9 protein-coding genes and 2 pseudogenes are annotated in these 12,644 nt (G+C 71.4%); 7 read left to right on the top strand and 4 right to left on the bottom strand.

Annotated elements, in window-relative coordinates; all coding sequences use genetic code 11:
• The first annotated feature begins 68 nt into the window (after positions 1-68).
• The gene (locus ABZ312_RS13290; RefSeq protein WP_500322831.1) at positions 69-731 is read left to right on the top strand and encodes a TetR/AcrR family transcriptional regulator; all 663 of its coding nucleotides are present in this window, start codon (positions 69-71) and stop codon (positions 729-731) included.
• Positions 732-771: 40 nt separating this feature from the next.
• Here the strand turns inward: ABZ312_RS13290 and ABZ312_RS13285 are convergent, their stop codons facing one another.
• The 4 genes from ABZ312_RS13285 to recD2 all read right to left on the bottom strand — a co-directional run bounded on the left by ABZ312_RS13285 (position 772) and on the right by recD2 (position 6,682).
• A complete protein-coding gene (locus tag ABZ312_RS13285) occupies positions 772-1,509 on the bottom strand; it encodes a DedA family protein (RefSeq protein ID WP_500322830.1) in 738 nt (245 codons plus the stop codon).
• A 220-nt stretch (positions 1,510-1,729) separates the two neighbouring features.
• Positions 1,730-2,476 carry an SDR family NAD(P)-dependent oxidoreductase gene (locus ABZ312_RS13280; protein WP_500322829.1) on the bottom strand — a complete coding sequence of 249 codons (747 nt, stop codon included), beginning with the start codon at positions 2,474-2,476 and terminating at the stop codon, positions 1,730-1,732.
• Positions 2,477-2,900: 424 nt separating this feature from the next.
• Positions 2,901-4,190 (bottom strand): citrate synthase, encoded by a 1,290-nt coding sequence (locus ABZ312_RS13275; RefSeq protein ID WP_500322828.1) that lies wholly within the window; start codon positions 4,188-4,190, stop codon positions 2,901-2,903.
• 131 nt (positions 4,191-4,321) lie between these two features.
• Positions 4,322-6,682: an SF1B family DNA helicase RecD2 gene (recD2, locus tag ABZ312_RS13270; RefSeq protein WP_500322827.1), complete on the bottom strand. Its 2,361-nt coding sequence runs from the start codon at positions 6,680-6,682 to the stop codon at positions 4,322-4,324.
• A gap of 51 nt (positions 6,683-6,733) precedes the next feature.
• Here recD2 and ABZ312_RS13265 point away from each other — a divergent pair, with 51 nt between their 5' ends.
• The 6 genes and pseudogenes from ABZ312_RS13265 to rbsD all read left to right on the top strand — a co-directional run bounded on the left by ABZ312_RS13265 (position 6,734) and on the right by rbsD (position 12,585).
• Entirely contained in the window at positions 6,734-7,747 is a 1,014-nt protein-coding gene (locus tag ABZ312_RS13265) for a LacI family DNA-binding transcriptional regulator (RefSeq protein ID WP_500322826.1), read from the top strand.
• Between the two features lie 26 nt (positions 7,748-7,773).
• Entirely contained in the window at positions 7,774-9,294 is a 1,521-nt protein-coding gene (locus ABZ312_RS13260; protein ID WP_499516839.1) for a sugar ABC transporter ATP-binding protein, read from the top strand.
• Positions 9,284-10,255, top strand: a pseudogene (locus tag ABZ312_RS13255) (ABC transporter permease); the annotation flags it as partial. The gene ABZ312_RS13260 and the pseudogene ABZ312_RS13255, both read left to right, overlap by 11 nt.
• A 131-nt stretch (positions 10,256-10,386) precedes the next feature.
• Positions 10,387-11,253 (top strand): annotated as a pseudogene (locus ABZ312_RS13250) (D-ribose ABC transporter substrate-binding protein); the annotation flags it as partial.
• 43 nt (positions 11,254-11,296) lie between these two features.
• Positions 11,297-12,199: a ribokinase gene (gene rbsK / locus ABZ312_RS13245; protein ID WP_500356916.1), complete on the top strand. Its 903-nt coding sequence runs from the start codon at positions 11,297-11,299 to the stop codon at positions 12,197-12,199.
• The gene (gene rbsD, locus ABZ312_RS13240) at positions 12,196-12,585 is read left to right on the top strand and encodes a D-ribose pyranase (RefSeq protein WP_499511972.1); all 390 of its coding nucleotides are present in this window, start codon (positions 12,196-12,198) and stop codon (positions 12,583-12,585) included. The genes rbsK and rbsD overlap by 4 nt, the downstream gene beginning before the upstream one ends.
• Positions 12,586-12,644: the final 59 nt, after the last annotated feature.

Genomic DNA, 12,644 nt, shown 5'->3' with positions numbered 1-12,644 from the left:
CGATCACTCGCGTTTCTTCAGAATGTGAGCGACCACTCGCGTTTGTCAAACATGATTGGGGATTACACGTGCCTGAGGAGCAGAAGCCTCGACGCCGGCAGGCCCGCGGCGAACGGCGCGTGGCGCAGCTGCTGGAGGCCGCGGCCGACGTGTTCTGCAAGGTGGGCTACACCGCGGCCACCACGAACGCGATCGCCCGCGAGGCGGGCGTGTCCCCTGGCACGCTGTACCAGTTCTTCCCGAACAAGGAGGCCATCGCCATCGAGCTGGGCGGCATCCTCAACCAGCGGATGCGCGAGGGGCACGGGGAGCTGTTCACCCCCGAGAACGCCTCGCTGCCGCTGCGCGAGATGCTCGAGGTCATCGTCGCCCCCATGATCGAGTTCAACTGCCAGAACCCCGCCTTCCTCGCCCTGGTCCACGACAGCGACATCCCCGGCACGGTCGTCATGGAGCACGACACCCTGCACACCTCCCTGCTGGAGCGCGTGGAGACCCTGCTCGGCCTGCGCGCGCCCACCCTTTCGGCCGCCGAGCGGGCGCGGGTGGCCGCGATGGCCTTCGGCCTGTTCAAGGCGGGCCTGGCCCTGGTCCTGGCGCACGAGGGCGCCGAGCGGGACGCGTACATCGGCGAGGTCAAGGCCGCGCTGTACGGCTACCTCGCCCCGCACGTCGGCACCGGTGCCGTCGCCATCACGGAAGCCGTCGGCACCCCCGCCGCGACCCCCTGAGACCGGGACCGGCACGGCCCCGCTCCCCCGGCGGCGCGCCTCAGCCCCGCAGCGCCCGGTCCGCCGGCTTCCCCTGCGGGGCGTCCCCCTCCGGCTCTTCCGTCCCGGGGGACGCGGCGCCGCCCGAGGCCACCACGCGTCCGGGGGACGTCGCACCCGCCGGGGCCGAACGGCGCCCGGAGAGCATCTGCGCCACGCTGCCGATTCCGGCCACGGCCAGGGAGACCCCGAGGCCCAGCGCGACGGCGTACAGCGAGTTGGACATGGCGAGGCCGCCGAAGTAACCCAGGCCCACCGAGTACGTCGCCCAGACCGCCTCCGCCACGCCCGCGCCGATCAGGTAACGGCGGGCCGGGTAGCGCACGATGCCCGCCGAGAGGCCGCCGACGACCCGCCCGCTGGGCAGGAACCGGACGCCGATGACGAACGGGATCCCGTGCCGCTGTATCCGGACGCTGGCCCACTCCAGCAGCGCACGGCGCCGCGGCCGCCGGTAGAGCCGGGTCAGGACCCGGCCGCTGACGGCGCGGCCGGTGCGGTGGATCAGCAGGTCGCCCAGGAGGGCGCTGCCGGCGACGACCAGCAGGACCAGGGCGATGTCCAGCCGTCCCTGGGCGGCCAGCACGCCCCCGGTGACCAGGAGCGCCGCGTTGGGCACCAGCGGCGGCGCGGTGGTGGCAGCGAGCACCGCGTACGCCCAGATGACGTGGCCGTCCCGCAGGTACCCCTCGAGGCCCGCGGTGAAGTCCAGGGCCGACACGATCCGTGCAACGTCCATCCGGCCGCCTCTCTTCCCGCCCCGGCCCGTCCCCCGTCTCCCGTCCCAGGCCTCAACGCTGGCAGGGCCGCGATGGAGGGGGCAAGGCGATTTCGCCGGGATCGGGGCATTCCCAGGGTTTTCCCGGGGGCGCCTCATCCTCAGGTACGGGGCCGCAGCGACCGGCTGTGGCGCGGGGAGTACGCCCGGCGTACTCCCCGCGGGACGCACGTGCGCCAGCTCAGCGGCCGAGCAGTTCGCCGCCGTTGCACTGCAGGATCTCCCCGGTGATGAAACCCGCCTCGGGGGAGGCGAGGAAGACCACCGCGGAGGCGACGTCCTCGGGCGTCCCGACCCGGCCGACCAGGGTCCGGCCGGCCCTGCGGGTCAGCTCGGCGGCGTCCAGCCGGGCGCCGAAGAACTCGGTGCCCGCCACGGTGCCCGGGGCGACGATGTTGCAGGTCACGCCGCGCGGGCCGAGCTGGGCCGCCAGGGAGTGGTTCCAGGCGTGCAGGGCGGCCTTGGAGGCCCCGTAGGAGCCCCCGCCGCGCAGCGCGGCCACCGAGGTGACGGTGATGACCCGGCCGCCCTCGGGGAGCCGGTCACGTACGGATTCGGTCACCAGGACGGCGGTGAGGACGTTGCGTTCGAAGTCGCCGCGCCAGCGGGCCAGCACCCCGTGCGGGCCCGCCCCGATCGCGAGTTCCCGGCTGCCCGCGTTGTTGACCAGGACGTCGATGCGCCGGGGCAGCCGGTCGAGGGTCGCCTCCACGTCGTCGGGGTCGGCGAGGTCGCAGACGACCGGGGTGACGTCGTAACCGTGCTGGGAGCGCAGCTCGTCGGCGGTGGCGCGCAGCACCTCGCGGCGCCGGCCGACGATGGTCACATGGTCGCCGGCCTCGGCGAAGAGGGTGGCCACCGACCGGCCGATTCCCGTTCCCCCGCCGGTCACCACGACGTGCCGGCCCACACTTGCGTTCTGCGACATCACGCTCCGCTCCTCGAGGAGGAACAGCACGTTACGGGACGGGGGCTTCGCGACCGGCACGGGGGTCTGCCATGATGCGGATGGCGTAGGAGATGCGTAGCCGAGACCGAGATCACACTGGCTGGAACGTAACCTTTTGGTTTACGAGGGGGTCTAACCCGGCGAAGACACCGGGCTCCCGGCGGACTCGGTGAGATGATGAGCGGGTTGTCTTTGGGGGACAGCCCGGTCGCCATGCCGGGGCGAACTGCCCGGAGAGCTTTGAGCGGCCCTCCCGGGTGCTTGGTCCCGGCTGGGCGAGCGCACCCAAAGAACGCCCGGTACGGACCCGTGGGGGGATCCGCTCCGGGAAACAGGAGCGCCCCGTGCCGAACCCGTGGGGGGATTCGGCGCGGGGCGTTTCTCTGTGTGCGGGGCGCTCGCGTCAGCGGGCCTCGACCGGGACGTAGTCCCGCTCGACGATGCCCGTGTAGACCTGGCGCGGACGGCCGATCCGGGAACCCGGCTCGGTGATCATCTCGTGCCACTGGGCGATCCAGCCGGGGAGCCGGCCGAGCGCGAAGAGCACCGTGAACATCGTGGTCGGGAAGCCCATGGCCCGGTAGATCAGGCCGGTGTAGAAGTCGACGTTCGGGTACAGGTTGCGCGAGACGAAGTAGTCGTCGCTGAGGGCGTGCTCCTCGAGCTTCAGCGCGATGTCCAGCAGCTCGTCGGACTTGCCGAGGGCGGAGAGCACGTCGTGGGCGGCGGCCTTGATGATCTTCGCCCGGGGATCGAAGCTCTTGTAGACCCGATGGCCGAAGCCCATCAGGCGGACGCCGTCCTCCTTGTTCTTCACCTTGCGGATGAAGGCGTCCACGTCGCCGCCGTCGGCCTGGATGGCCTCCAGCATCTCCAGCACGCTCTGGTTGGCGCCGCCGTGCAGCGGGCCCCACAGGGCGTTGATGCCCGCGGAGATCGACGCGAACAGGTTGGCCTGCGAGGAGCCGACCAGGCGGACGGTGGAGGTGGAGCAGTTCTGCTCGTGGTCCGCGTGGAGGATGAGGAGCTTGTCCAGGGCGTCGACGACGACCGGGTTGAGCTCGTACTCCTCGGCGGGCACGGCGAAGGTCATCCGCAGGAAGTTCTCGACGTAGCCGAGGTCGTTGCGCGGGTAGACGAAGGGGTGGCCGACCGACTTCTTGAAGGCGTACGCGGCGATCGTCGGCAGCTTGGCGATGAGCCGGATCGTCGAGAGGTAGCGCTGCTTCTCGTCGAACGGGTTGTGGCTGTCCTGGTAGAAGGTCGACAGCGCGCTGACCACGGAGGACAGCATCGCCATCGGGTGGGCGTCCCGCGGGAAGCCCTGGAAGAACCGTTTGACGTCCTCGTGGAGGAGCGTGTGCTGCGTGATGTCGCCGCGGAAGGCGGCGAGCTCGTCGACGGTGGGGAGCTCACCGTTGATGAGAAGGTACGCGGTCTCCAGGAAGGTGCCGCGCTCGGCGATCTGCTCGATGGGGTAGCCGCGGTAGCGGAGGATTCCCTGCTCGCCGTCGAGGTAGGTGATCGCGGACTTGTAGGCCGCGGTGTTGCCGTAGCCGCTGTCCAGGGTGACCAGGCCGGTGTTGGCGCGCAGCTTGCCGATGTCGAAGCCGTTGTCCCCAACGGTGCCCTCGATCACCGGGTAGCTGTACTCGCTGTCCCCGTACCGCAGTACTACAGAGTTGTCGCTCACGTCATTCCCTCACCGACGTCGTGCCTCTTCTTCGAGGTTGGTAGGTGCCCTGACTACCCCTACTGTCCCCCATTTGGCGTGGCCACGTGCACTCGGGGTCGGTCGGGGAGCCGAATGATGGCACCCAGTGCCTATTTTGCCGCCCGCGCCAGCCGGTGGTCGAGTGCCGTGAAGCGTCTGCCTGCGGAGACGGTGCGCACCGCCTGGCCGATCGCCTTGCGCGAACCCACGAGCACGACCAATCGCTTTGCCCGGGTAACGGCGGTATACAGCAGGTTCCGCTGGAGCATCATCCACGCCCCGGTGGTGACAGGGATCACCACGGCGGGATACTCGCTGCCCTGTGACCGGTGGATCGTCACCGCGTAGGCGTGCGCCAGCTCGTCCAGCTCGTCGAAGTCGTAAGGAATCTCCTCGTCCTCGTCGGTCAGTACGGTGAGCCGCTGCTCCACGGCGTCCAGGGAGGTGACGACCCCCACCGTTCCATTGAAGACTCCGTTGGCGCCTTTTTCATAGTTGTTCCTGATCTGCGTCACCTTGTCGCCCACACGGAAGGTGCGGCCACCGAAGCGCCGCTCCGGCAGGTCGGGGCGGGCCGGGGTGACGGCCTGCTGCAGCAGGCCGTTCAGCACGCCGGCGCCCGCGGGACCGCGGTGCATGGGGGCGAGCACCTGGACGTCACGGCGCGGGTCGAGGCCGAACCGGCGCGGGATGCGGCGGGCCGCCACGTCCACCGTGAGCCGGGCCGTCTCCTCGCCGTCCTCCTCCACGAAGAGGAAGAAGTCGTCCAGCCCCTGGGTGACCGGGTGCGCTCCGGAGTTGATCCGGTGCGCGTTGGTCACCACGCCGGACTCCTGGGCCTGCCGGAAGATGCGGGTCAGCCGGACCGACGGGACCGGGCCGCCCTCGGCCAGCAGATCGCGCAGCACCTCGCCGGCACCGACGCTGGGCAGCTGGTCGACGTCACCGACGAAGAGCAGGTGGGCCCCCGGAGGCACGGCCTTGACCAGCTTGTTCGCCAGCAGCAGGTCGAGCATCGAGGCCTCGTCGACGACGACCAGGTCGGCGTCCAGGGGCCGCTCCCGGTCGTACGCGGCGTCTCCGCCCGGCTTGAGCTCCAGCAGCCGGTGGACCGTCGAGGCCTCGGCCCCGGTGAGCTCGGCCAGCCGCTTGGCCGCCCTGCCGGTGGGCGCGGCCAGTACGACCTTGGCCTTCTTCGCCCGCGCCAGGGCAACCACGGACTTGACGGTGAAGGACTTGCCGCAGCCCGGGCCGCCGGTCAGCACGGCGACCTTCTCGGTGAGCGCCAGCCGCACCGCCAGCTGCTGCTCGGGGGCGAGGTCCGCGCCCGTCCGCTCGGCGAGCCAGGTCAGCGCCTTGTCCCAGTCCACGTCACGGAAGCCGGGCATCCGGTCCTCCGTGCCGCGCAGCAGCCGCAGCAGCGAGCCGGCCAGGGAGATCTCCGCCCGGTGGAAGGGCACCAGGTAGACCGCGCGCACGGGGTCGCCACCGCCGTCGGGGGCGGGCACGGGCTCGATGACCACGCCCTCCTCGCCGGCCAGCTCCGCGAGGCAGTCGATGACCAGACCGGTGTCCACCTGGAGCAGCTTCACGGCGTCCGACAGCAGTTGCTCCTCGGGCAGGAAGCAGTTGCCGCTGTCGGTCGCCTGCGACAGGGCGTACTGGAGACCGGCCTTGACGCGCTCGGGGCTGTCGTGCGGGATGCCGACGGCCCGCGCGATGCGGTCGGCGGTGAGGAAGCCGATGCCCCAGACGTCGGCCGCCAGCCGGTAGGGCTGGTTCTTCACCACGGAGATCGAGGAGTCCCCGTACTCCTTGTAGATCCGCACCGCGATCGAGGTGGACACGCCGACGCCCTGGAGGAAGACCATGACCTCCTTGATCGCCTTCTGCTCCTCCCAGGCGGCGCCGATCAGCTTGGTGCGCTTGGGGCCCAGGCCCGGGACCTCCACCAGCCGCGCGGGCTCCCGCTCGATGACCTCCAGGGTGTCGGTGCCGAAGTGCTCGACGATCCGCTCGGCGATCCGCGGGCCGATGCCCTTGATCAGCCCGGAGCCGAGGTAGCGCCGTATGCCCTGGATCGTGGCCGGGAGGACGGTGGTGTAGTTCTCCACGGTGAACTGCTTGCCGTACTGCGGATGGGAGCCCCAACGGCCCTCCATGCGCAGCGACTCGCCCGGCTGGGCGCCGAGCAGCGAGCCGACCACGGTCAGCAGATCGCCGGCACCGCGGCCGGTGTCGACCCGGGCGACCGTGTACCCGTTCTCCTCGTTGGCGTACGTGATCCGTTCGAGGACGCCCTCGACGACGGCCAGTCTCAACTCCCCCACGGCGCGGGCCACCTCCCCGGATCTGCGATGTGATCCGACGGTACCGCCCGGCCCCGACAGGCCGCCGAGGGCTGTGGACAACTCCGCCCGACGGGGTCCCGGAATGTAACGATCCGGTTTCGTGCTCTTGCCCTGGAGCATGTAATCGATTCCAATCCTCTTTGTAATCGATTCCACGAGGAGGTGGGACGGGTGGCGAGCATCAAGGACGTGGCATCACGCGCGGGTGTCTCCGTCGCGACGGTCTCCCGCGTGCTCAACGACCACCCGGCGGTCCGCCCGGGCACCCGCAGCCGGGTGCTGGAGGCCGTGGCCGAGCTCGGCTACCGGCCCAACGCGGTGGCGCGCTCGCTGCGCACCGACCAGACCCGGACCCTCGGCCTGGTCATCAGCGACGTGCTGAACCCCTTCTTCACCGAGCTCGCCCGCTCGGTGGAGGACGAGGCCAGGGCACTGGGCTACAGCGTGATCATCGGCAACGCCGACGAGCGGCCGGAGCAGCAGGACCACCACATCCGCACGCTGCTGGACCGCCGCATCGACGGGCTGCTGGTCAGCCCCACCGACGGCGGTTCCCCGCTGATCCTGGACGCGGTGCTCTCCGGCACCCCGATGGTCTTCGTCGACCGCTGGATCCCCGGCGTCGGCAACGACGTCCCGGTGATCCGCACCGACGGCTGCGACGCGGTGCGCGACCTGGTGGCCCACCTCCACGGCCTGGGCCACCGCCGGCTGGCGATCATCGCGGGCCCCGCCGCGACCACCACGGGCCGCGAGCGGGTGCGGGCCTTCCGTGAGGCGCTTGCCGCCTTCGGTCTGGAGCTGCCCGACGAGTACATAGGCCAGGGCGACTTCCAGGCGGACAGCGGCCGCAGGGCCACCGCCCGCTTCCTGGACCTGCCGGTCCCGCCCGACGTGGTCTTCGCCGCGGACAACCTGATGGCGCTCGGCGCCATGGACGAGATCCGCGCCCGCGGCCTGCGCGTGCCCGACGACATCGCGCTCGCCGCCTTCGACGACATCCCGTGGTTCCTCCACACCGATCCGCCGATCACCGCCATCGCCCAGCCCACCGGCGAGCTCGGCCGGGCGGCCGTGCGCTCGCTGATCGACCGGGTGGAGGGCAGGCCGGCGCCGTCGGTCACCGTGTCCGCCCGTCTCGTTGTCCGCCGCTCCTGCGGCGCGTCCGAAGGGAGTTCCCGTTGAGCACGAGCAGCCCCGAGCTCCTCCGCATGGAGGGCGTCCGTAAGGTCTTCCCCGGTGTGGTGGCCCTCGACGGCGTCGACTTCGACCTGCGCGGAGGCGAGGTGCACGTCCTGCTCGGCGAGAACGGCGCGGGCAAGAGCACCCTGATCAAGATGCTCTCCGGCGCCAACCGCCCCGACGGGGGCCGGATCCTCGTCGACGGCGCGGAGGTGCGCATCCATGGTGCGCAGGACGCCGAGAAGCTGGGCATCGCGACCATCTACCAGGAGTTCAACCTCGTCCCGGCGCTGAGCGTCGCCGAGAACATCTTCCTGGGCCGCCAGCCGCGCCGACTCGGCCTGGTGAACCGCAAGCAGATGAACGCGGACGCCGCCGCCCTGCTGGCCCGGGTCGGCGTCGACGTCGACCCGCGCACCCCGGTCTCCGAACTGGGCATCGCCCGCCTGCAGATGGTGGAGATCGCCAAGGCGCTCAGCCTGGAGACGCGCGTCCTGATCATGGACGAGCCGACCGCGGTGCTCACCAGCGAGGAGGTCGACAAGCTCTTCCGGATCGTGCGCAAGCTGCGCGAGGACGGCGTCGGCATCGTCTTCATCACCCACCACCTGGAGGAGATCGCCGCGCTCGGCGACCGCGTGACCGTCCTGCGCGACGGCCGCAGCGTCTCCCAGGTGCCCGCGAGCACCCCCGAGGACGAGCTGGTCCGGCTGATGGTAGGCCGCAGTATCGAGCAGCAGTACCCGCGCGAGCGCGCCGAAGCGGGCGCGCCCCTGCTGCGGGTCGAGGGCCTCACCCGGGGCGGCGTCTTCCACGACGTGAGCTTCGAGGTGCGGGCCGGCGAGGTCGTCGGCCTGGCCGGGCTCGTCGGCGCCGGGCGCACCGAGGTCGTCCGCGCGGTCTTCGGTGCCGACCCGTACGACTCCGGGACGGTCGAGGTGCTGGGCAAGCGGCTGCGCCGCCACGACGTCAACGCCGCCATGGACGCGGGCATCGGCCTGGTGCCGGAGGACCGCAAGGGCCAGGGCCTGGTGCTGGACGCCACCATCCAGGAGAACCTGGGTCTGGTCACGCTCGGCCGGTCCACCCGCGCCGGGTTCGTCGACCGGGCCGGGCAGCGCAAGGCGGCCGACCGGATCTCGGGGCAGCTCAAGGTCCGCATGGCCGGGCTCCACCAGCACGTGCGCACCCTGTCGGGCGGCAACCAGCAGAAGATCGTCATCGGCAAATGGCTGCTGGCCGACACCAAGGTGCTCATCCTCGACGAGCCGACCCGGGGCATCGACGTCGGCGCCAAGGTCGAGATCTACCAACTCGTCAACCAGCTCACGGCCTCCGGCCACGCGGTGCTGATGATCTCCAGCGACCTCCCCGAGGTGCTGGGCATGAGCGACCGCGTCCTGGTGATGTCCCAGGGCCGGATCGCCGGTGAACTCCCCGCGCACGAGGCCACCCAGGACTCCGTCATGGCCCTGGCCGTCGGCACAGCGCCCGCCGAGGGCGGCAACACAACAGCAACGAAGGATGTGGAGGGCTCCCGTGGCCACTGACACGATCAAAAGCAGTACGGACACGGGCGGCGTCGCCGCGGCGCGCCGTGTGCTCCTCAACAACGGCGCGCTCAGCGCCTTGGTGGTCCTGCTGGTGGCACTGTCGTTCCTGTCGGGCGACTTCCTGTCCACGCAGAACCTGCTCAACGTCGGCGTCCAGGCGGCCGTCGTCGCCATCCTCGCCTTCGGCTCCACCTTCGTGATCGTGGCGGCCGGCATCGACCTGTCGGTGGGCTCGGTCGCGGCGCTCTCCGCGACGGTGCTGGCCTGGAGCGCGAGTTCGGCGGGCCTGCCGGTGTGGCTGGCGGTCGTGCTGTCCGTCGCCACGGGTGTGGCCAGCGGTCTGCTGAGCGGCCTGCTGATCTCCTTCGGCAAGCTGCCGCCGTTCATCGCGACCCTCGCCATGCTGTCGATCGGCCGCGGCCTCACCCTGGTCATCTCCCAGGGCAGCCCCATCGCCTTCCCCGACTCCGTCTCCCACCTGGGCGACACCATCGGCGGCTGGCTGCCCGTCCCGGTCCTGGTGATGATCGTCGCGGGCGCCGCCACGGCGATCATCCTCGGCCGCACCTACATAGGCCGCGCCATGTACGCGATCGGCGGCAACGAGGAGGCGGCCCGCCTCTCCGGCATCCGCGTCAAGCGCCAGAAGATCATCATCTACGCGCTGTCCGGCCTCTTCGCGGCGGTCGCGGGCATCGTGCTCGCCTCCCGTCTCGCCTCGGCGCAGCCGCAGGCCGCCTACGGCTACGAGCTGGACGCCATCGCGGCGGTCGTCATCGGCGGCGCCAGCCTCTCCGGCGGCGTCGGCAAGGCGTCCGGCACCCTGATCGGCGCGCTGATCCTCGCCGTCCTCCGCAACGGCCTCAACCTGCTGTCGGTCTCCGCCTTCTGGCAGCAGGTCGTCATCGGCGCGGTCATCGCGCTGGCCGTCCTGCTCGACACCCTGCGCCGCCGCGCCTGACCGTGCCGCGCGCACCACAGACCCCCCTCCTCTTCTCCGCACCGCACCAGCAAGGAACCACCATGCGCACCAAGCTCATCTCCGCCACCACCGTCGCCGTCGCCGCCCTGGCGCTCACCGCGACCGCCTGCAACTCCGGCTCCGGCTCGTCCTCCGACGTGAAGGTGGGCCTGTCGGTCTCCACCCTCAACAACCCGTTCTTCGTGCAGCTGAAGGAGGGCGCGCAGGCCGAGGCGAAGAAGGAGGGCGTCGACCTGACCGTCACCGACGCGCAGAACGACGCGTCGCAGCAGGCCAACCAGCTGCAGAACTTCACCAGCCAGAACGTGAAGTCGATCATCGTCAACCCGGTGGACTCCGACGCGGCCGGTCCCTCGGTGAAGGCCGCCAACAAGGCCGGCATCCCCGTCGTCGCGGCCGACCGCGGCGTCAACAAGGCCGAGCTCGCCACCACCGTCGCCTCCGACAACGTCGAGGGCGGCCGGCTCGCCGCCAAGACCCTGGCCGATTCGCTGGGCGGCAAGGGCACCGTCGTGGTCCTCCAGGGCACCGCCGGCACCTCCGCGGCCAACGAGCGCGGCCAGGGCTTCAACGAGGGCATCAAGGCCTACCCGGGCATCAAGGTCGTGGCCCAGCAGGCCGCCGACTTCGACCGCACCAAGGGCCTGGACGTCATGACCAACCTGCTGCAGGCCCACTCCGACGTCACCGGCGTCTTCGCCCAGAACGACGAGATGGCCCTCGGCGCGATCAAGGCGCTCGGCGACAAGGCCGGCAAGTCGGTCAAGGTCGTCGGCTTCGACGGCACCCCCGACGGCCTCACCGCGGTCAAGGCCGGCACCCTGACCGCCTCCGTGGCACAGCAGCCGAAGGAGCTCGGCAAGCTGGCCGTGCAGAACGCGGTGAAGGCCGCCAAGGGCGAGAAGCTCGGCAGCCTGGTGAAGGTTCCGGTCAAGGTCGTCACCGAGAAGAACGTCGCCGACTTCTCCTCCTGACAGACCGCACCGGTACGGCAGGACCCCCGAAGGGAACACGCAGATGCACGGCTACGACCTGCTGGTCGTAGGGTCGGCCAACGCCGACCTGGTGATCCATGTCGACCGCCGCCCGGCGGCCGGCGAGACGGTCCTCGGCTCGGACCTCGCCACCCACCCCGGTGGCAAGGGGGCCAACCAGGCCGTCGCCGCGGCCCGCCTGGGCGCGCGCACGGCGCTCCTCGCGCGGGTCGGCGACGACGCCCACGGGCGGCTGCTCACCGGCTCGCTGAGATCGGCCGGCGTCGACACCACCGGCGTCCTCGGCGGCGACACCCCCACGGGGGTCGCGCTGATCACCGTGGACCCCTCGGGTGACAACAGCATCGTGGTGTCGCCGGGCGCCAACGCCCGGCTCACCGCGGCGGACGTGACCGGGGCGCGCGAGCTGCTGGCCGCCGCCCGGGTGATCTCGCTGCAACTGGAGATCCCCCTGGAGTCCGTGGCCGCCGCGGTGGCGACGGCCACGGAGGCCGGGACGCGGGTCGTACTGAACCCCTCGCCGCCCGCGGCACTGCCCCGGGAGGTGCTCGCCGGCTGCGACCCGCTCGTGGTCAACGAGCACGAGGCCCGCGTCCTGCTGGGCGCGGACGCCGGGGACACCCCTGAGGCGTGGGCGGCGGGGCTGCTCGCCCTCGGCCCGCGCTCGGTGGTCGTCACGCTCGGTGGAGCGGGCGCGCTCGCCGCGACGCCCGACGGCACCGTGCGCATACCGAGCCCGCGAGTGGTGGCCGTCGACACCACCGGCGCCGGCGACTCCTTCACGGGGGCGCTGGCCTGGCGGCTCGGCGCGGGCGACGACCTGGTGACCGCCGTGCGGTTCGCGGTGCGGGTGGGCGCCGCCGCCGTCACGAAGCCGGGTGCGCAGGAATCCTTCCCCACCCTCGAAGAAGTGGGTCAGCTGTGAAGAAGTCCGGAATCCTCAACCGCCATCTCGCGGGCGCCCTCGCCGTGCTGGGCCACACCGACCTGGTCGTGGTCTGCGACGCGGGGCTCCCGATCCCTCCCGGGCCGATCGTCGTCGACCTCGCCTTCCGGGCCGGCACGCCGTCCTTCTCCGAGGTCCTCGACGGCCTGCTGGAGGAGCTCGTGGTGGAGGGGGCGATCGCGGCCAAGGAGGTCCGCGAGCACAATCCCGAGGTGACCGCCCAGCTCGACGGTGCCTTCCCGGACCTGGAACTGGTGCCGCACGAGGAGTTCAAGGCCCGCACCCGGCAGGCCCGCCTGGTCGTCCGCACCGGCGAGTCCCGGCCGTACGCCAACGTCATCCTGCGCTGCGGCGTGCCCTTCTAGCGCGTACATCCGTCCGGCTGCGGTCGGCGGGCCGGGCGGGCGATTCGCGCGTAGCGTCC

This window comes from Streptomyces sp. NPDC006207 (genome assembly GCF_040613835.1).
Lineage (GTDB): Bacteria > Actinomycetota > Actinomycetes > Streptomycetales > Streptomycetaceae > Actinacidiphila.
This window is presented reverse-complemented; position numbering and strand designations above follow the sequence as displayed.